Raw genomic sequence first — 271 nt, forward strand, 5'->3', positions numbered from 1 at the left:
GCACGGCACCGACCTCGCGCAGCAGCTGGCGAGCGCCCAGGCGCAGGCGCAGGAACTGCACCACGCGCTGGCGCGGCTGGACGAGCGCATCGGCCGGGCCGAGGCGCATGCGGCCGAGATGTCGCAGCGCGTCGTCGATCTGTTGTCGAGCACCTCGTGGCGCATCACCGAACCGCTGCGGCGCGCGATGACGCTCGCCCTCCGCCTGCGCAGCGCGCAGCGCGAAGGCCGCATCGGCAGCGGCATCAAGACGCGCGTAAAGGGCCTGGTG

At 73.4% G+C, this 271-nt stretch carries 1 pseudogene; it reads left to right on the forward strand.

Annotated features, from left to right (window positions below):
- Positions 1-271, forward strand: a pseudogene (locus ACEN88_RS35495) (hypothetical protein); the annotation flags it as partial.

Origin of the sequence: Massilia sp. CT11-108 (genome assembly GCF_047302915.1) — a bacterium.
In the GTDB taxonomy this organism is placed as follows: domain Bacteria; phylum Pseudomonadota; class Gammaproteobacteria; order Burkholderiales; family Burkholderiaceae_D; genus Telluria; species Telluria orientalis.